Source organism: Streptomyces sp. NPDC048671, assembly GCF_055587045.1.
The window spans coordinates 13688-30658 of the sequence record NZ_JBVJHB010000017.1; the positions used below are offsets into that span (position 1 = coordinate 13688).

General features: G+C 70.0%; 18 protein-coding genes. 4 read left to right on the top strand and 14 right to left on the bottom strand.

Features of this window, described 5'->3' with window-relative positions; all coding sequences use genetic code 11:
- Positions 1–72: 72 nt before the first annotated feature.
- Positions 73–954, bottom strand: a complete 882-nt coding sequence (locus ACZ6S6_RS30285) for an endonuclease/exonuclease/phosphatase family protein (protein ID WP_469707911.1) — start codon at positions 952–954, stop codon at positions 73–75.
- 141 nt (positions 955–1095) lie between these two features.
- Between ACZ6S6_RS30285 and ACZ6S6_RS30290 the strand changes: the two genes are divergently transcribed.
- Both ACZ6S6_RS30290 and ACZ6S6_RS30295 read left to right on the top strand, forming a co-directional pair.
- Complete coding sequence (locus ACZ6S6_RS30290) at positions 1096–2619, top strand: MFS transporter (protein ID WP_469708112.1); 1524 nt, start codon at positions 1096–1098, stop codon at positions 2617–2619.
- A 93-nt stretch (positions 2620–2712) separates the two neighbouring features.
- A complete protein-coding gene (locus ACZ6S6_RS30295; protein ID WP_362961479.1) occupies positions 2713–3474 on the top strand; it encodes a TetR/AcrR family transcriptional regulator in 762 nt (253 codons plus the stop codon).
- 37 nt (positions 3475–3511) lie between these two features.
- Here the strand turns inward: ACZ6S6_RS30295 and ACZ6S6_RS30300 are convergent, their stop codons facing one another.
- The 5 genes from ACZ6S6_RS30300 to ACZ6S6_RS30320 form a co-directional block, all read right to left on the bottom strand.
- Positions 3512–4489 (bottom strand): NAD(P)-dependent oxidoreductase, encoded by a 978-nt coding sequence (locus tag ACZ6S6_RS30300; RefSeq protein WP_362961607.1) that lies wholly within the window; start codon positions 4487–4489, stop codon positions 3512–3514.
- Between the two features lie 28 nt (positions 4490–4517).
- Positions 4518–4988: a PPOX class F420-dependent oxidoreductase gene (locus ACZ6S6_RS30305; RefSeq protein WP_469707914.1), complete on the bottom strand. Its 471-nt coding sequence runs from the start codon at positions 4986–4988 to the stop codon at positions 4518–4520.
- Between the two features lie 26 nt (positions 4989–5014).
- Positions 5015–5833, bottom strand: a complete 819-nt coding sequence (locus ACZ6S6_RS30310) for a YceI family protein (RefSeq protein ID WP_362961483.1) — start codon at positions 5831–5833, stop codon at positions 5015–5017.
- 177 nt (positions 5834–6010) lie between these two features.
- Positions 6011–8431: an MFS transporter gene (locus ACZ6S6_RS30315; protein WP_469708115.1), complete on the bottom strand. Its 2421-nt coding sequence runs from the start codon at positions 8429–8431 to the stop codon at positions 6011–6013.
- A gap of 101 nt (positions 8432–8532) precedes the next feature.
- Positions 8533–9054, bottom strand: a complete 522-nt coding sequence (locus ACZ6S6_RS30320; protein WP_362961487.1) for a MarR family winged helix-turn-helix transcriptional regulator — start codon at positions 9052–9054, stop codon at positions 8533–8535.
- Between the two features lie 575 nt (positions 9055–9629).
- Here ACZ6S6_RS30320 and ACZ6S6_RS30325 point away from each other — a divergent pair.
- Positions 9630–9842: a hypothetical protein gene (locus ACZ6S6_RS30325; protein WP_362961489.1), complete on the top strand. Its 213-nt coding sequence runs from the start codon at positions 9630–9632 to the stop codon at positions 9840–9842.
- Between the two features lie 30 nt (positions 9843–9872).
- Here the strand turns inward: ACZ6S6_RS30325 and ACZ6S6_RS30330 are convergent, their stop codons facing one another.
- From ACZ6S6_RS30330 to ACZ6S6_RS30365, 8 genes are all read right to left on the bottom strand, one after another.
- A complete protein-coding gene (locus ACZ6S6_RS30330) occupies positions 9873–10751 on the bottom strand; it encodes a hypothetical protein (RefSeq protein ID WP_469707917.1) in 879 nt (292 codons plus the stop codon).
- 57 nt (positions 10752–10808) lie between these two features.
- Positions 10809–11675: an RNA polymerase sigma factor SigF gene (locus tag ACZ6S6_RS30335; RefSeq protein ID WP_123460544.1), complete on the bottom strand. Its 867-nt coding sequence runs from the start codon at positions 11673–11675 to the stop codon at positions 10809–10811.
- 234 nt (positions 11676–11909) lie between these two features.
- Complete coding sequence (locus ACZ6S6_RS30340) at positions 11910–12779, bottom strand: RNA polymerase sigma factor SigF (protein ID WP_469708116.1); 870 nt, start codon at positions 12777–12779, stop codon at positions 11910–11912.
- A 344-nt stretch (positions 12780–13123) separates the two neighbouring features.
- Positions 13124–13417: a Dabb family protein gene (locus ACZ6S6_RS30345; protein WP_362961493.1), complete on the bottom strand. Its 294-nt coding sequence runs from the start codon at positions 13415–13417 to the stop codon at positions 13124–13126.
- Between the two features lie 10 nt (positions 13418–13427).
- On the bottom strand, positions 13428–13592 hold the full coding sequence (locus tag ACZ6S6_RS30350) for a hypothetical protein (protein WP_185092260.1): 165 nt from the start codon (positions 13590–13592) through the stop codon (positions 13428–13430).
- Between the two features lie 413 nt (positions 13593–14005).
- Complete coding sequence (locus ACZ6S6_RS30355) at positions 14006–14446, bottom strand: type II toxin-antitoxin system VapC family toxin (RefSeq protein ID WP_362961495.1); 441 nt, start codon at positions 14444–14446, stop codon at positions 14006–14008.
- The gene (locus ACZ6S6_RS30360; RefSeq protein ID WP_362961497.1) at positions 14431–14679 is read right to left on the bottom strand and encodes a hypothetical protein; all 249 of its coding nucleotides are present in this window, start codon (positions 14677–14679) and stop codon (positions 14431–14433) included. Before ACZ6S6_RS30360 ends, ACZ6S6_RS30355 begins: the two co-directional genes overlap by 16 nt.
- A 495-nt stretch (positions 14680–15174) precedes the next feature.
- Positions 15175–15996 carry a class I SAM-dependent methyltransferase gene (locus ACZ6S6_RS30365; RefSeq protein ID WP_469707921.1) on the bottom strand — a complete coding sequence of 274 codons (822 nt, stop codon included), beginning with the start codon at positions 15994–15996 and terminating at the stop codon, positions 15175–15177.
- A 56-nt stretch (positions 15997–16052) separates the two neighbouring features.
- On the opposite strand from ACZ6S6_RS30365, the gene ACZ6S6_RS30370 reads away from it, so the two are divergent.
- Complete coding sequence (locus ACZ6S6_RS30370; protein WP_469707923.1) at positions 16053–16769, top strand: GntR family transcriptional regulator; 717 nt, start codon at positions 16053–16055, stop codon at positions 16767–16769.
- The last annotated feature ends 202 nt before the right edge of the window (positions 16770–16971 follow it).

Consider the following 16971-nt stretch of genomic DNA (forward strand, 5'->3'; position numbering starts at 1 on the left):
AGGCGGGCAGGCAGCCAGCCAGCCAGGTAGCCAGCCAGGTAGGTAAGCAGGCAGGTAGGTAGGCGGGCAGGCTCAGCGCCGCAGCAACAGGTCCGCGACGACGGGGCGGTGGTCCGAGGCGAGTGTCTCGGTCACCGCCGCGTCGCGTACCCGCACGGTGTCCTTGGACACGGCCACGTAGTCGATCCGCTGCACCGGGTCCTGCGCCGGGAAGGTCGGGCCGCCCGGCTCGACGTCCGTCAGGTTCTTCCACAGCGGGGCCAGCTCCGGGGCGGTCGGCGCCGCGTTGAAGTCGCCGAGCAGGATCTGCCGCACTGGCCCCCGCTCCTCCTTCCGGTCTTCGGCCATGATCCGGCGGGTGTCGGCCACCTGGGCGGTCCGTACGGACGGGTCGCCGCGGTAGTCGAGGTGCGTCGCGTACACATGCACGGGCAGCCCCTTCACCCGCAGCACCACCTCGCCGAAGCCGGGTCCGGGTGCCGGCACCGGGTTCGGGTCCTGGGTGGAGAGCCGGGTGATGTCGTGGTTCTCGGCGCTCACGATCCGGTACCGGGACAGCACCGCGACCCCGAACTCGCGCCGCGGCGCGCCCGCTGTCGCCGGGTCGAGGCTGTAGACCGGGGCGAACGACACCCGCATGCCGAGCCGCCGGCCCAGCTCGCCCGCCAGGTCCCGCCACTCGCTGCGGGCGTCCCAGTGGACGTCGACCTCCTGGAGCCCGATCACGTCCGCGTCCAGCGAGCGGAGCTCGGCCACCTGCCGGTCGAGATCGAAGACGTTGTCCATGCCCGCACCCGCATGGATGTTGTACGTGGCGACACGCAGGGGCACCAGCCGCTCCTGCCCATGACCGTGCCCGTGACCGTGACCGGAGGCCGTCGCGGGAGGTACGAGCACCGTCCCCAACAGGCCCGCGGCAAGCAGGACTTCCACCGTACGACGACGCAGTGACATACCACTCCAGCCCTTGTCGGATCAGCGATCGGCACCGTACCCCGGGAAAGTCGGTTGTACGCCGGACGGGAGCCCTTCTACGGTGTATAACTGCTTCCCTGTACACCGTATAGGGCCATGACCGAACGTCCGGGAGTCCGTATGACGGCGACCGCCGCCGAGCAGAACCACCTCTCGCCGAGGAGCCATCCGCAGCGCTGGCTGATCCTCGGTGTCATCTGCCTCGCCCAGCTCACCGTGGTGCTCGACAACACCGTTCTCAACATCGCGATCCCCTCCCTCACCCGCGAACTGGACGCCTCCACCGCCGATGTGCAGTGGATGATCAACGCCTACTCGCTCGTCCAGTCGGGTCTGCTGCTGACCGCCGGCAGTTCGGCCGACCGCTACGGCCGCAAGAGGATGCTGATCGCCGGGCTCGCCCTCTTCGGCATCGGCTCGCTGGTGGCCGGGCTCGCCCAGACCTCCGCTCAACTGATCGCCGCGCGGGCCGGTATGGGCATCGGCGGTGCGCTGCTGATGACCACGACGCTGGCCGTCGTCGTCCAGATCTTCGACGACACCGAGCGGGTGAAGGCGATCGGCGTCTGGTCGACCGTCGGTTCGCTCGGCTTCGCGGTCGGCCCGCTGATCGGCGGGGTCATGCTCGACCACTTCTGGTGGGGCGCGATCTTCCTGATCAACATCCCGGTCGCCGTGATCGGCCTGGTGGCCGTGGCGTGGCTGGTGCCGGAGTCCAAGAGCCGGATCGGGGAGCGCCCCGACCTCCTCGGCGCGCTGCTCTCCACCATCGGTATGGCCGCGGTCGTGTACGCGATCATCTCCGGACCGGGGCACGGCTGGACCTCCGGCCAGGTGCTGCTGACCGCGTTCACCGGGGTCGCCGTCCTCGCCGGATTCGTGCTGTGGGAGCTGCACATCCCGTATCCGATGCTCGACATGCACTTCTTCCGGAACCAGCGGTTCGTCGGCGCGGTCGCGGGCGCGATCCTGGTCGCGTTCGGGATGGGCGGCTCGCTCTTCCTGCTCACCCAGCAGCTCCAGTTCGTGCTGGGCTACGGTCCGCTGGAGGCCGGTCTGCGGACGGCTCCGCTGGCCGTGAGCGTCATCGTGCTCAACCTCGCCGGGCTGGGCGCACGGCTGCTGCCCAAGCTGGGCACGCCCGTGACCATCGCCTCCGGGATGGGGCTGCTCGCCGCCGGTCTGGCCTCGATCGCGCTGCTCGGCGGGGGCGGCTACGGGGGCATGCTGCTCGGCCTGGTCGTGATGGGCGCGGGCATCTCGCTCGCCGCACCCGCCATGGCCAACGCGATCATGAGCGCGATCCCGCCGGAGAAGGCGGGCGTCGGCGCCGGGGTCAACGGCACCCTCGCCGAATGCGGCAACGGCCTCGGGGTCGCGGTGCTCGGCGCGGTGCTGAACTCCCGGTTCGCCACGCTCGTCCCGACGGCCGTGGGGGCCGCCTCGCTGCCCGCCGCACAGGCCGCCGCGAGCGGTGCGGGGGAGCGGCAGCGCATCACGGAGGCCTTCGCCTCGGGTCTTGGGACGAGCCAGCTGGTGGGGGCGGCGGCGGTGCTGGTGGGCGGAGTGCTGGCCGCCGTGCTGCTGCGCCGTGCGGAGCGGGGAGAATCAGCTCAGGCTGACCCGGCCGCGGTAGCGGCATAGCATCGGACGGGACGTTCCGGACCGTACGACTCCGGTTTTTGGGCATGGAGTACGTACCCGGTTCGTCCCGCCGGCGAGACAAGGGAGTGCGCCATGGTGTCCGCGGCCGATCGCGTGAAGAACCCTGCCAGGACGAGTGTGTGGCTCGACGGCAGGGCACCGACGCGCAGCCGGAAATCCGACCAGCCGGCCGGTCTCGACCGGGAGAGGATCACGGCGGCCTCGGTCCGGTTGCTGGACGCCGAGGGCCTCGCCAAGTTCTCCATGCGCCGCCTCGCCGCCGAGCTGAACGTCACGGCGATGTCCCTCTACTGGTACGTCGACACCAAGGACGACCTGCTGGAGCTGGCCCTGGACTCGGTCTTCGCCGAGATCGCGCCCCCGCGCACGGACGCCGACTGGCGCGAACGGCTGCGCGAACTGGCCACCAGCTACCGGAACATGCTCGTCCGGCACACCTGGGCGTCGGCGCTGGCCGGTAACTTCCTGAACATCGGCCCGCACTCGCTGCTCTTCTCGTACGCCATGCAGGACATCATCCGGGCCACCGGGCTGCCGCTGCGGCACCAGACGGGCGCGATGTCGGCGGTCTTCCAGTTCGTGTACGGGTTCGGCACCATCGAGGGCCATGTCGTGCAGCGCTCCTCGGACGCGGGGCTCAGCCAGGACGACTTCTACCGGCAGGCGCTGGGCACGCTCAGCGTCCAGCCGCAGCTGAAGGACCTGATGGCGGCCTCGCAGAGCCTGATCGAGGCGCGCGGCGGGGACACCGTCGAGGAGATGCGCGAGCGGGACTTCACCTTCGCCCTCGACCTGCTGATCGCGGGCATCGAGGCGATGCGCGGACGGGGATAGGCCGTGGTCGAGAAGTCCCGCCGGCGCGCGCCCGTCGTCAGTAGCCGCGTGCCGGGTCCACGGCGAGTGCCGGGACGCGGCCCGCGAGGAGCTCGCGCAGGCACGCCGCGAAGTCCGTGACGATGTCGTCGTCCGCGGTGATGCCCGCGGAGTGCGAGGTGACCACCGTGCGGGGCAGCCGCCAGCAGCGGTCACCGGGCCCCGCGGGCTCGTCCGCCAGCACGTCGAGCACCGCCCGCCCCACCGTCCCCGCGTGCAGCGCGGCCTCCAGCGCCGCCAGGTCCACGGTCGCGCCCCGCCCCACATTGATGAACGACGCGCCGCCCATGGTCGCGAACCGCTCCGCCCCGAAGAGGCCCGCAGTCGCCCCGGTCAGCGGAAGCGCGGCGACCACCCAGCGGGCGTCCACCGGCTCGTCCGGGCCGGCCAACGCGTCGAAGCCGGGCGGGATCTCGCGCGGGGTGCGCGCCACGCCCACCGTCCGGATGCCGCAGGCCCGCAGCAGCCCCGCGACGGCCGAGCCGATCCGGCCGGTGCCGTGGATCAACGCGGTCTGCCCGGAGACGAGTTCGCCGGGGACGCGGCGCCACTCGGCCCGCGCGTGCTGCGCCGTGAACTCCGGGACGAACTGGCAGTCGGCCAGCACCCACGCCAGCACGTACTGCGCGATCCGCTCGCCCATCCGGCCCACGGTCCGGGTGAGCAGCGCCCCGGACGGCCACGGCCCGGCGTCCAGCAGGGCGTCGGTACCGGCGTTCACGCTGTGGAACCAGAGCAGCCCGTCCCCGCGCAGCGCCTCGGGCAGCGTCGCCCCCACGTACACGTAGGGACCGTCCGGAACGGCGGGCTCCGCGCCCGTCCGCTCCACCGGCCGCCCGGCGGTCCGCTCCAGCGAGCGGATCACGGGCGCGGTCAGGTCGGGCGCGGCCAGCAGCCGCGCCCGCGCGAGGTGTTCGGCACTGACCGGCGGGACGGTCGCGAGGCGGGCCGGCCGGTCAGTTATCCGGTCCGTCATCCGGTCCGGTATCCGGTCCGGCATCCGGTCAGTCATCGGATGCCAGCCGCGCCGGGAAGCCGCCCGTCGCGATGGGGCTCCAGCGCTCGGGCGTGATCCTGATGATCGACTTCCCCTGCTTCACCATCGCCGCCCGGTACTCGTCCCAGTCGGGGTGCTCCCCGGAGATGGTGCGGAAGTACTCGACGAGCGGCTCGACCGAGTCCGGTGAGTCGATCACCTCGGCCGAGCCGTCGATCTGCACCCACGGCCCGTTCCACTCGTCGGACAGGACGATCAGGCTCACCCGTTCGTCCCGCTTGGCGTTGCGGGTCTTGGCGCGTTCGGGGTACGTCGAGACGACGATCCGGCCCGCTTCGTCGACGCCGCAGGTGAGCGGGGAGCCCTGGGGGCGGCCGTCGGACCGGGTGGTCAGCAGGATCGCCCGGTGCCTGGGCCGTACGAAGGCCAGCAATGCGTCGAGTTCCACGGCGGTGTTGGTCGCGATGTTGGATGCCATGGAACAGACCCTACGACCGCGGACGGCTACGCGGCGGGAAGGGAATCGCCCTGCACGGCCTGGATGTCGAGCTCCACCCGCAGCGTCGTGCCGATCGCCGAGATGCCCGCCTGGATCACCTGGTTGTAGTTCATGGCGAAGTCCTCGCGGCGGAGCTCGGCCGTCGCCCGGAACGCCGCGCGCACGCCGCCCCACGGGTCGGGGCCGGTGCCGAGGTAGCTCAGGTCGAGGTCGATGGGGCGCGACACCCCGTGCAGCGACAGCTCACCGTGCACGGTCCACCGGTCGGGGCCGGCCGGGGTCAGCCCGCTGGAGCGGTACGTGATCTCCGGGAACCGGTCCGTGTCGAGGAAGTCCGGGGACCGCAGGTGCTTGTCCCGCATTCCGTTGCCGGTGTCGATGCTGGTCGCACTGATGACCGCTTCCACCCGGGACCGCTGCACGTCCTCGGCGATCTCGATCCGGCCGCCGAACTCGGTGAACCGGCCGTGCACGCTGGAGATCCCCAGGTGCTGGGCGACCGCGCCCACCGAGCAGTGCGCCGGGTCCAGCGACCAGGCGCCCGGCGGCGGCAGCTCCACCCCGCCCTGGCGGGCCAGTACCACCGTGCCGGCCTCGACCCGGCCGCTCGCCGTGACGAGGGCGGTCGAGGCGGCGGGTGCGTACCCGACCGCCGTCACGATCACGGTGTACGCGCCCGCGGACAGCGGGGCATCGGCCCGTACCGCCCCGTCCTCGTCGGCGGCGGCCCGCAGCACCTGCGTACCGGTCATGTCGGTGACCGTCACGACCGCGTGCTGGACGGCCCAGCCGTCCCGCGTCCGTACCTGTGCGCGAAGTCCCATCCCGTTTTCTCTCCTTGCTCAATGACCCGCCCGCTCACGGAACGGGTCACTCTATGAGTCGGGCCCCGGGGCGGGGACGGTAGGCCGTCCCCTGCCTGCCGTCCCCGCCACCGGGGCCCATTTCCACCGGCGCGGACAGCCTCTCCGCTCGAAGCGCTGTCCCGCCGGGGGTCTTGACTACTCGCCGGGGTGGGCGAGCTCGATGTCGTGGCCGTCGATACCCCGACCGGCCACGGTCAGGGCGCCCGCCACCGGCGGGTATCCGGTCGCGATGACCGAGTACTCGCCCGCGTCCAGGTCGGCGAAGGCGTATGCCCCGTCCTCCCCGGTCGTGGAGTTGGCGATCACGTTGCCCGCCGCGTCGATCAGCGTGACGCGGGCGTCCGGCAGCGGCCGCAGACCGGAACCGGCCCGCACGACACCCTGCACCAGCGCACCGGACCGCAGTGCGGCGTCGACCCGGGTGACACCCTGGCCGCCGACCTCCACGGGCAGCGCCATCGGGCGGAACCCGGCCGCGTTCACCGCGACGGTCACCGCACCGGGGATCAGCTCACCGAAGGCGAACTCGCCCGCCTCACCGGACTTGCCGGTGGCCAGTACGTCGCCGCGCACATCGGTCACGATGATCATGGCGCCCTCGACCGGCGTACCGCCCTCGGCTGCCCGCACGGTTCCGGCCAGCCCGCTCGTACCGGCGAGCAGGATGTCGTACGTGAGCGGCTCCTCGCCGACCACCACGGTGGACGCCTGCGGCTGGAAGCCGTCGGCGGACGCGATCAGTACGTACGAACCGGTGCCCGGGGCGTCCAGGGCGTAGCCGCCGTCGGCCTGCGCGGCCGAGAGGCCCAGCTGCCGGCCGCCCAGCGAGATCAGCGTGACGGCGGCGTGCCCGACGGGCGCGCCCTCGGCGCCGCGCACCACACCGCGTACCGGGGTGCCCCGCAGGGTCGCCACCGCAGGGGCCTGAAGGGTGTCGACCGCGGTGACGCCGGCCGTTCCCTCGGAGACCAGCGCCGCGCTGCCGGACGGGACCTCGGCGAGGACCGCCGCGTCGGCCGGCGTCACTGCCGCCGCCTCTGCCTCCGGCTGGGGGGCGTCGTTCGCGGCGTTCGTCCTCAGCGCGACCTCCTTGATGAAGATCGTGGTCACGAAGGCGAGCAGTGCGGCCGGAGCCGCGTACAGGAAGACGTCACCGACGCCGTGTCCGTAGGCGGCCTCGACGACCGTACGGATCGGTCCGGGCAGCTTGTCCAGGTCGGGGATGCCCCCGCCGCCGGTGTCCATGGACGCGCCCTGGGGACCGAGGTCCGTCAGGCCGTCCTTGACGTAGTGGGTGACGCGGTTCGCCATGACGGCGCCCAGTGCCGAGACACCGATCGCGCCACCGAGCGAACGGAAGAAGGTGACGACGGAGCTGGCCGAACCGAGGTCCTTGGGGTCGACCTGGTTCTGGGTGGCGAGCACCAGGTTCTGCATCATCATGCCGATGCCGAGACCCATCACGAACATGTAGACCGCGATGTGCCAGTACGTGGTGTCGTACCGGATGGTGCCGAGCATCCCGAGACCGGCCGTGAGCAGGAAGCCGCCGCTGACCAGCCAGGCCTTCCAGCGGCCCGTCTTGGTGATGATCTGGCCCGAGAGGGTCGAGGAGATGAACAGACCCGTGATCATCGGGATCGTCATCACACCGGACATCGTCGGCGACTTGCCGCGCGCCAGCTGGAAGTACTGGCTGAAGAAGACGGTGCCCGCGAACATCGCGATACCGACGAACAGCGAGGCCAGCGAGGCCAGCGTGATGGTGCGGTTGCGGAACAGCCGCAGCGGGATGATCGGCTCGCGGGCCCGGGACTCGGTGAAGACGAAGAGCAGGGCGAGGAGCAGGGAGCCGGCCAGCATCACGCCGGTCTGCCAGGACATCCAGTTGTACTTGTCGCCCGCGAAGGTCACCCAGAGGAGCAGCAGGGAGACCGCGGCGCTGATGAAGAACGCACCGGTCCAGTCGACCTTGACCTCGCGCTTGACGACCGGGAGCTTCAGGGTCTTCTGGAGCACGATGAGGGCGATGACCGCGAACGGCACGCCGACGTAGAAGCACCAGCGCCAGCCCATCCAGCTGGTGTCGGTGATGACACCGCCGAGCAGCGGGCCGCCGACGGTGGCGACGGCGAAGACCGCGCCGAGGTAGCCGCTGTAACGACCGCGCTCGCGCGGGGCGATCATCGCGGCCATCACGATCTGGGCGAGGGCGGAGAGACCGCCGACGCCGACGCCCTGCACCACACGGCAGGCGATCAGCATGCCGCTGCTGGTCGACAGACCGGCGACGACCGAGCCGAGCACGTAGATGATCAGTGCTATCTGGACCAGCAGCTTCTTGCTGAACAGGTCGGAGAGCTTGCCCCACAGGGGGGTGGTCGCCGTCATGGCCAGCAGCGAGGCCGTGACGACCCAGGTGTAGGCGCTCTGACCGCCACCGAGGTCGGAGATGATCTCCGGCAGGGCGTTGGAGACGACGGTGGACGACAGGATCGCGACGAACATGCCGAGCAGCAGCCCGGTGAGTGCTTCCATGATCTGCCGGTGTGTCATCGGCGTGCCGTCGGAGGAATCGTTCCCTCCGTGCTTGGCGTGGCCGCCCCGCACACCGGTTGGTGTGGTCGTAGCCATTGAAATCCTTGTCTTTGCTTCTGTTACACGGGTGTACGGGTGTACGAGCCGTCGTTGCCGTCGGCCGGCCGGGAGCGGCAGTCACCGCTGTGCCTTCCGGGGGCGCACCCGCCGGAACTGCGACAGGAGAAGCTGTCGCGCAGCCGGGCCAACAGTGTGTTGAGCTGCCCGACCTCTTCGTCGGACCAATCCTGGAGATGGTGGACAAACATTTCGGTGGTCCGGCGGTTCAGGTCGCCGAGCACGTCCTCGCCCGCAGGGGTCAGCCGCAGGATCCGGGAACGCTTGTCCGCCGGGTCCGGAGACCGTTCGATCCAGCCGCGTTCCGCCACGTGGGCGACGTGTCTGCTGGTCACCGACATGTTGACGTCGAGTAGTTCGGCCAGTCTGCTGATCCGTATTTCGCCGTGCCGGCTCAGCAGAGCCAGTACGGCCGCGGAGCCCGCGGGGCACTCGGCCGGCAGGGTTCGGGCGAGTCCTCGTTTCACGGCGCCGATGGCGCTCAGCTGCCGGGCCAGTTCTTCATACTGACTCCGTGCAGCCACGGGACCCCCAGACACATCTTCATACCGGCCATCTTGTTGCTTAGGGCAACCATAGAAGCCGTTGGTTGATGCAGGCAAACGAAAAAGGGCTTGCATAAGTAAAGGAACGCAAAAGGCTCCGTAGAGCTGGAGTCAAAGCCCCAGCGTGTGCGGTGCGCGAGTGCTGGATGTGTCTCGTGCCACACAGGAGGTACGGGCGGCACGGTCCGGAGCCCGGTCTCCCGCCGGGCCGGTCCGCCCGGCGGGCGATGGTGCCCCGCCCGCGAGCGGTGTGCGACCGCCCCTCGCGTGTATATACGGGAGGACCGGTGGGCGCGGGCGGCCGCGATCCCCAAGTGGCCCGGGGCGCACCGGTGTTGCGCGGGAGACGCGGCGCCCGGCGCGGCCCGGGTCACGGCGTGGGGGCCGGCCGGCCCGGAGGGCTTCCCGCCGCACATACCTGCCATCCCCGCCGGACACCCGAGGCTTCCGCACTCCTCACCCGCGCCTTCGGCGCCGGTTCCCCGGCCGCGGCCTCGCGCCTTCACCGCCCCGGGGGTTGGGCGCCTGCGCCGAGTTCGCTAGGGTCCTGCGACATGGCACACAACCCCCACGCCCCGCAGGGTCCCGAGGGCACAAGCGACCCGGCAGGCAACACGCAGATGTTCCGCGCCTTCGTCGACGAGGGCGAGCCGCAGCGCCGGCAGCAGCCCGCGGCCGTGTCGTCCGGCCCGAGGACCGGACTGATCGCCATCGTCGTCGCGGTGATCGTCGTCCTCGGCGCGGTCGCCTGGCTCGCGCTCGGCTGACCGGCCCTCCGGTCACCCCGTTCCCATCCGTCACTTCCAGACGGCGGTGACGTCCCGGGTCTCGACATGCATGCCCAGGGGCACCCGCCAGGCGTCCACACAGACGGTGTACGTCTTCTTCCGCGCCGCTCCCGCGCCGATCGGTGCGGGCAGCGGCGCTGTCGATTCCAGGGTCGCCCAGTCGATCCCCAGCCCGCCGATGACGTGCGTGGCGAAGGTGACGGTGCCCGAACGCGCCGGTGATCCACCGGTGTTGCGGAACTCCACGGTCACCTTCTCGCACCAGCGCTGGTCCGCCGCCGCCCGCTCGGGCGCTCCCACCTTCAGCACGGCCGCCCCTGCGGGGGCGGTGGAGCCCGGCGCGGACGGGGTCGCGGTGGCGGTGGAGCCGGAGCCGCCGGAGCCATTGGAGCCGCTGGAGCCGCTGGAGCCGCCCGTGGGGCTCGCGCCGCCCGTGCCGCTGCCGCCTGTGCCGCTGCCGCCCGTGGTGCCGGAACCGTCCGCTGTACGGCCCGGCGCACCCGGCCGCCCGGCAGCACCGCCGGAACCACCCGTACCGCCGGAATCACCCGCACCGCCCGCGTCGCGGGACGCGGCCGAGGAGCCCGGTGAGGGCGAGGCGCCGCCGCGTCTGCCGTCGCCGTCTTTCTTGCCGCCTCCGCGCTCGTCCCCGCGCTCGTCCCCTTGCTCGTCCCCGTCCAGCGGGACCAGGGTGACCTTCCCCGAGGGCGGCACCGCCCCCGAGGGGGCCTTTCCGGGGGCCGTCTGCGCGGCGCCGATGGCCGTGTAGCCTCCGCCGCCCGTCCCGTCGCCGCAGCCCGCCAGCGCCGCGCCCAGGCACAGCACGGCCGCCGAGGCGGCGATCACGGTGCCCCGGCGGCCGGGCGGGCCGAATGTCTGACGTCGCATCGCGCCAGTGTGGCTGACGGTCCGTCAATTCGGAACCCTTGCGCGGCTGCGCATGGGTCAGTCGGCGATGAGCCCCTCCCTGAGCTGGGCGAGCGTGCGGGTCAGCAGGCGCGAGACGTGCATCTGCGAGATGCCGACCTCCTCGCCGATCTGCGACTGGGTCATGTTGGCGAAGAACCGCAGCATGATGATCTGCCGCTCACGGGGCGGGAGTTTGGCCAGCAGCGGCTTGAGGGACTCGCGGTACTCGACGCCCTCCAGCGCCGCGTCCTCGTACCCCAGCCGGTCGGCCAGCGAGCCCTCGCCGCCGTCGTCCTCGGGTGAGGGCGAGTCGAGCGAGGAGGCGGTGTAGGCGTTGCCGACGGCCAGGCCGTCGACGACGTCCTCCTCGGAGACCCCGAGCGCCTTGGCCAGCTCCGGCACGGTCGGCGAGCGGTCGAGCTTCTGGGCGAGCTCGTCGCTGGTCTTGGTGAGGGCGAGCCGGAGCTCCTGGAGCCGGCGGGGCACGCGTACCGACCACGAGGTGTCGCGGAAGAAGCGCTTGATCTCGCCGACGACGGTGGGCATCGCGAACGTGGGGAACTCCACGCCGCGTTCGCAGTCGAACCGGTCGATCGCCTTGATCAGGCCGATCGTGCCGACCTGGACGATGTCCTCCATGGGTTCGTTACGACTGCGGAACCGTGCCGCGGCGTAACGCACCAGCGGCAGGTTGAGCTCGATGAGTGTGTCCCGCACGTAGGCACGCTCGGGGCTGTCCGTTCCATCGGGACCCGGTGCGGGACCCAGTGCGGCGAGCCGCACGAACAGCGAGCGGGACAGCGTGCGGGTGTCGATGGCTTCCGACGAGCTGGTGAGCACAACGGGTGCGGGTGCGCTCTTGGTGAGCGTGAGCACCTTCGAGCTGCCCTGTTCTGCGGACATGCCACCCCCTTGAGGTCGCGGACGGTCGCGGCGGCCGCGACCATCGGAGGAACGCAGCCTCCACCTGAATACCGGAGGTGAGGCGGCGGCAAACGCGGTTCCCGCAGAATGTCACATGTCGGCAACGCGCTGTAGTGACTTGTCGACAAGTCTTGGGGGAGTCTGTGCTGTTAACAAGGGGTTTGCCACATGCGATCCGGCGGGAATTTCCAGGGAGTGATTTACCCGTTCCGGTTACGCCTCGATCCTGTTTGCGGATCGAAGTCGGGCGAAACTTCTGGCGAGGAGCCTTGACACATGCATCTGGGAGACACCCAGTTCCGCACTGATCTGGGACTGCGTCAGATTGCTGTAGTAGCGCAGGAGCAGGATCCGCTGCTCCCGCTCGGGCAGCTGGACGAGCAGGTGCCGGACCAGATCGCGGTGCTCGACCCCGGCCAGCGCCGGGTCCTCGTAGCCGAGCCGGTCCAGCAGGCCGGGCAGGCCGTCACCCTCCTGGGCGGCTTCCAGCGAGGTCGCGTGGTACGAGCGCCCCGCCTCGATGCAGGCCAGCACCTCGTCCTCGGAGATCTTCAGCCGCTCGGCGATCTCCGCGGTGGTGGGCGAGCGGCCGTGAGCGGTCGTCAGGTCCTCGGTGGCGCCGGTGACCTGGACCCAGAGCTCGTGCAGCCGGCGCGGCACGTGGACGGTCCGTACGTTGTCCCGGAAGTACCGCTTGATCTCGCCGACCACGGTGGGCATCGCGAAGGTCGGGAACTGGACGCCCCGTTCGGGGTCGAACCGGTCGATGGCGTTGATCAGGCCGATCGTGCCGACCTGGACGACGTCCTCCATCGGCTCGTTGCGGCTCCGGAACCGCGCCGCGGCGTACCGCACGAGCGGGAGGTTCGCCTCGATCAGCGCCGTCCGGACCCGGCCGTGCTCCGCCGTCCCCGGCTCCAGCCCCTTCAGCTGCCCGAAGAGCACCTGGGTGAGCGCCCTGGTGTCCGCGCCCCTGGTCCGGGCGGGTGTGACGGTGTCGTCGGGCGTCTCGGTCTCGATCGTCTGCACGGCCGCCTGCGGCTGCTCCTGGGCCGACTGCGCCTGTTCCTGTGCCGACTGCACCTGCTGCGGCGGCTGGACGGCCTGTGACGGCTGGACGCTCTGCGGCTGCTGGACGGTCTGCTCCGTCCGGGCGGGCGGTGCCGTCTGGACGGCGGACGCCGTCTGGGTGGTCTGCCCCGTCTGGGCGGTCTGGGGAGGCACTTGAGGCGCTGTACTGGCCGGCACGGTGACGCCACCCCTTTGCGGTCAACTTCGATCAACTCATCCGTCAAAAGCGGTCATAGCATCACAAGACATGTCCACTATGTGCAAGCACCCTATTGCGCCGTGTTGGCCTCGAATCGGTTTAAACACAAAGAAAAGCCCCTCACCACTGTGGTGAGGGGCTCGCAGGGCCGAAGGGGTCAGAACGGGTAGTCGGCGATCACCCAGGTGGCGAACTCACGCCACTGACCGGCGGCCGCCTGGTGGGCCGGATGCTCGATGTAGCTCTTCAGCGCGGCCTCGTCGGCGACGGCGGAGTTGATGGCGAAGTCGTACGCGATCGGCCGGTCGGTGATGTTCCAGGCGCACTCCCAGAACTCCAGCCCGGGGACCTTGTCCGCCAGTTCCTGGAAGGCCCTGGCCCCCGCGACGACCCGCGGGTCGTCGCGCTCGACGCCGTCGTTCAGCTTGAACAGGACCAGATGGCGGATCATGCGGGTACTCCTACTTCACGAGCTCGGACATGAAGTCACCGACGCTCTGCGCGGCACTCGAAACGCCCTCGAACCCTACTTGGACGAGATCGGCGGCCCGTGCCGGGGACGTGATGATCGTGTAGAGCACGAAGACGACTATCAAGTAGAGAGCGATCTTCTTCGCTTGCACCATCGGCCCCTGACTCCCCTTCGATCGCCTGCGCGGTCGGGCGAGTCTATCCGCACGAATGGCCGTATCCGCCTGCTGTTTCCGATCACTCATCCGGACTTTAAGGACCAAGGACCCGGAGATCGGGGCCCTTTGCCCGGCCGCGCGGCTTCTGCGGGCAGGCAGGATGGATGACGAGCCCGGCGGATGTGGCAGGAAGTCCGCAGGGCGAGGAACTGGGCCCCTCTGTGGGGTCCTCGCCGCAGCATCCCCCCGATCGCGGCGAGGGCTGGTAGGGCCCGTTCTCATCGGGGGGAGCGGCTTGTCCCCCCGATGCCGCTTCCCCCGACCTGAGCAGAAGCACAGCCCGCAGGCCCCGGCTCGTTCCCGAGCCGGGGCCCGCGCGCGTGATGTCCGGGCGGCGGTCGGGGGAGGAGTCAGACGCGAACCCACTCCACGGGGCTGCTGCGGCCCACGGATGCCGCGTGGCAGAGCTTCGGAATGTGGGAACCGTCGGTGGAGGCGACCTTCATCGGCCCGTCGGAGCAGGCCGCCGTGGCGACCACGAGCGCGTCCACGACGTTTTCGTGACCGTCCAGACCGGCGTCCTCCAGCAGTTTCGCCGCACGGTCGGCGATGATCTCGGTCGCCGGAATGACGGTGAGTCGGGAGCGGAGCCAGCGCAGGTGGTTCGCGGCCTGTCCGGTGCGGCGGACTTCGGCGATGCTGACGGTGGAGATCGCGGCCGCGTACCCCTCGGTTTCGGCGACCTTGAGCATCAAGGTCATATTGCGGTCCTGGTCGGCCAGCAGAGACAGCGGCTGTGCATCGAGGATGAGGAGGGCACGGGGGAACGCCGGGACTACTCGCCGTGCCATGTCCGGCGGGCCTCCTCGATCTCCTCGGGAGTGAAGGAGCCGTGCTTCTCCTCGTGCGCCTCGACGATCTCCCTGGTTTTGGTCAGGGCGAGGGCGTGTTCGACGGCGTCGGAGACGAAACTGGAGAAGCCCCGAGCCCCCGTGCGGGCTTCTACCTCGCGGGCTAGCGACCTGGGGATGGTGACGGACTTCTTGACGGTGGTCTCGTGCAGAGGTGCATGCTCGATAGCCATACCCCCATTATCCCACCAAGGGTAGGACTTCTGTCCAGCCGGGTTCCCACGTGGGCGGCGCAGCCGCATCTGAGCGGGCTGTGTCGATGGCGGACTTGATCGCCGGCGGTGAGGCCGGGTGCGGGGCGTCATCTCGGAGGGACCGCAGGGCCATATCCCTCCGTGGGAATGCGCAACGCGACTGGCGCGCGGACCAGTTGTTCTCCTGGGGCCTTCCGGTGCAGCACGGTCGCGCGGCGCATGCCTCACGCAAAACACCCCCCTGACTGCGTTTCCGCAGTTCAGGAGGGTGTGAGAGCGGTAGCGGAGGGATTTGAACCCTCGGTGAGTTTCCCCACACTCGCTTTCGAGGTCTGTTCCTGCTGGTCAGGGCTCCGTACGCCACTGTTCACGGCCGTTCGCGGCAGGCTTTTTCCGTGCTTCCGCAAGGGGCGGAGTACGGCCGTGAACGGTGGCGTACGGCAGTGAACGAGACGGAAACTGAGACGGCGATCGTCAGCCGTTGCTGTGGGCGGGGGCCCTGCCCACAGCCAGAAGGTGAGAGCTGGCTGCGAGCAGCTCCGGGTACGGCTCTGCCATACGGGCGGCGGCCAAGGCGGACGCCAGCAACCCGTCCGTGGGGCCCTCGCCCGGCTGCTGCTCCGCAGCCTTCACCAGAGACCACGCGGGTCCCTCGATACCGAAGACCTGTACGTCCGTCAGGCCGGAGGCGGTCAGCTCTTCTACCAGCTCTTCGGCCCGGTGGAAGTAGGACAGGGTGAAACCTCGGACGCCGTCATAGACGGCTGTCTCCAGGATCTTGGAGACGGAGTCGTGAATCCGTTCAGTGTGCAGGTGGGCGTACGTGGCGTGCTCAAAGAGTGATGCGTACCGGTTGATCGCTGCCGCAGCGACCAGCCCGCCCGGCTTCGCCACCCGGCAGGCTTCCGTCAATGCTCTGCTTCGATCATTCGCATCGGGCAGGTGGTAGAGCGGCCCGAGTAGCTGCACAACGTCAAAGCTGTCATCAGGCTCGCGCAGTTCTCGCGCGTCCCCGACGTACGCCGAGCACACGGCAGACGCGCTCTCGACATGGCGGGGCACGGGGTCCACGAGAGTGACGTCGTAGCCGTCCTTCACCAGCCATTCAGCATGAATCCCGGTCGCCCCTCCCACGTCCAGCACGCGTGCTGGCGCGGGGGGCAAGAAGCGTCGGAGGAGTTCTTGAGTCCTGACCAACTCCATCCGGCCGTCTGCCGAGGTACGCAGGCGGCTGTCCTCGTTCACAGTCTCGCCGTAGAACCGCATCACGGAGGGAGCCAATTCGAGATTCGACATGGTCGCAGTATCCTGTGTACCGGTGGACCAGTCCAGCGTGCGGAATAGGGGAAGCCATGGCCGTTCTGAAGTACGAAGAGATCGCTGAGTCACTGCGCGCCCGAATTGCTGCTGGTGGGATCGAACCTGGGAAGACCATCCCGTCCGGGCGGGAGCTGGCCGAACAGTGGGGGGTGTCGCGCGCCACTGCCATTAAGGCTGTGGACGTGCTGCGCAATGACGGCGTGGTCGTTGCCAAGCAGGGCACCGGCTTTGTCGTGTCGGAGACGCCCGTGGCCCGTCCTGCCGGCACGCGCCGCGCCGGTTCGGCTCGCATCTTGGGCGGGATGCCCTTCCTGCGCATCGGCGAGCCTGACTGGGCAGAGCCTCCCGCCCGCGTCGCCGTCGCGCTCGGCATTGCCCCCGGCGTGAAGGCGCTCCGACGCGTCCGCGTCCTCCAGCTCCCGGACGGAGCCCCGCACAGCTGTGTAGAGGCATGGTTCCCGCCGGACATCGCGGAAGCGGCGCCCCGCCTGGCTGACACCGCCCCGATCGCAGAAGGTACGACACGCTACGTTCGCCGTCAGACCGGACGGTTTCCGACCAGCGGAGTCGACATCACCACCGTGCGCCTCGCTACTGAGACGGAGGCCGAACGTCTGGGAGTGCCGACAGGGGCCCCGGTCGCAGTGCTGCTGCACACGGCGCACGACGAGCAGGGGCATCCCCTGGTCTGCGAGGAGGGGGTAACCCCCTCCTCGCTCTTCGAGCAGGTCGACACCTACGCGATGTAGTCAAAGCAAGCCCCCGAATGGAGCTGGACCGGTCCGCCGGTCCAGCTTTTTTTGATGGCTTGTCATGCCGTCTGAGCTGCGAACTTTCAATCCAAGCTCTCCCAACTCTTGTTTCGCGACTTGACTGGACCGGTCCACCGGTCCAGTCTCTTGGTGTGGCCACCGCCCAATCCGGAACTTTCGGAGTGGGGCGATTGCGCCA

Excerpts from the sequence above, each read along its gene's own strand:
- ACZ6S6_RS30285 (WP_469707911.1), bottom strand. The coding sequence starts at position 954 with ATGTCACTGCGTCGTCGTACGGTGGAAGTCCTGCTTGCCGCGGGCCTG.
- ACZ6S6_RS30290 (WP_469708112.1), top strand. The coding sequence starts at position 1,096 with ATGACGGCGACCGCCGCCGAGCAGAACCACCTCTCGCCGAGGAGCCAT.
- ACZ6S6_RS30295 (WP_362961479.1), top strand. The coding sequence starts at position 2,713 with ATGGTGTCCGCGGCCGATCGCGTGAAGAACCCTGCCAGGACGAGTGTG.
- ACZ6S6_RS30300 (WP_362961607.1), bottom strand. The coding sequence starts at position 4,489 with ATGACGGACCGGATAACTGACCGGCCGGCCCGCCTCGCGACCGTCCCG.
- ACZ6S6_RS30305 (WP_469707914.1), bottom strand. The coding sequence starts at position 4,988 with ATGGCATCCAACATCGCGACCAACACCGCCGTGGAACTCGACGCATTG.
- ACZ6S6_RS30310 (WP_362961483.1), bottom strand. The coding sequence starts at position 5,833 with ATGGGACTTCGCGCACAGGTACGGACGCGGGACGGCTGGGCCGTCCAG.
- ACZ6S6_RS30315 (WP_469708115.1), bottom strand. The coding sequence starts at position 8,431 with ATGACACACCGGCAGATCATGGAAGCACTCACCGGGCTGCTGCTCGGC.
- ACZ6S6_RS30325 (WP_362961489.1), top strand. The coding sequence starts at position 9,630 with ATGGCACACAACCCCCACGCCCCGCAGGGTCCCGAGGGCACAAGCGAC.
- ACZ6S6_RS30330 (WP_469707917.1), bottom strand. The coding sequence starts at position 10,751 with ATGCGACGTCAGACATTCGGCCCGCCCGGCCGCCGGGGCACCGTGATC.
- ACZ6S6_RS30335 (WP_123460544.1), bottom strand. The coding sequence starts at position 11,675 with ATGTCCGCAGAACAGGGCAGCTCGAAGGTGCTCACGCTCACCAAGAGC.
- ACZ6S6_RS30345 (WP_362961493.1), bottom strand. The coding sequence starts at position 13,417 with ATGATCCGCCATCTGGTCCTGTTCAAGCTGAACGACGGCGTCGAGCGC.
- ACZ6S6_RS30350 (WP_185092260.1), bottom strand. The coding sequence starts at position 13,592 with ATGGTGCAAGCGAAGAAGATCGCTCTCTACTTGATAGTCGTCTTCGTG.
- ACZ6S6_RS30355 (WP_362961495.1), bottom strand. The coding sequence starts at position 14,446 with ATGGCACGGCGAGTAGTCCCGGCGTTCCCCCGTGCCCTCCTCATCCTC.
- ACZ6S6_RS30360 (WP_362961497.1), bottom strand. The coding sequence starts at position 14,679 with ATGGCTATCGAGCATGCACCTCTGCACGAGACCACCGTCAAGAAGTCC.
- ACZ6S6_RS30365 (WP_469707921.1), bottom strand. The coding sequence starts at position 15,996 with ATGTCGAATCTCGAATTGGCTCCCTCCGTGATGCGGTTCTACGGCGAG.
- ACZ6S6_RS30370 (WP_469707923.1), top strand. The coding sequence starts at position 16,053 with ATGGCCGTTCTGAAGTACGAAGAGATCGCTGAGTCACTGCGCGCCCGA.